We start from the raw sequence: 256 nt of genomic DNA on the forward strand, positions 1-256 counted from the left end.
TGGCGAGGTCGAACGCGGCGGGCATCAGCGACAGGCGCTGCTGAGCCTGGGCATGGGGCGCGACATTGACCGTGACCGGGATGTACCACGGCGAACCCGGCAGCGGCTTGCTGCACACGGTGGGCACGTCCTCGCACAAGCGTACTTCCAGATTGGTAGTATGGCTGCCCGCTGCGAGCGCCGGCGCGGTGCGCAGGTCGGCCGCATATTCGAACTGGGAAAGCGCGCTGATGGTCACGTCGGTCGTGACGACGCC

Annotated in this window: 1 protein-coding gene; it reads right to left on the bottom strand. The window is 67.6% G+C overall.

Annotation, left to right across the window (positions count from 1 at the left end; translation table 11 throughout):
• Positions 1 to 256, bottom strand: a 256-nt coding sequence (locus tag KVT32_RS30640; RefSeq protein ID WP_217619490.1) for a hypothetical protein, incomplete at both ends; no start/stop codon positions are given.

This window comes from Achromobacter sp. GbtcB20, assembly GCF_019091095.1.
In the GTDB taxonomy this organism is placed as follows: domain Bacteria; phylum Pseudomonadota; class Gammaproteobacteria; order Burkholderiales; family Burkholderiaceae_B; genus Achromobacter; species Achromobacter mucicolens.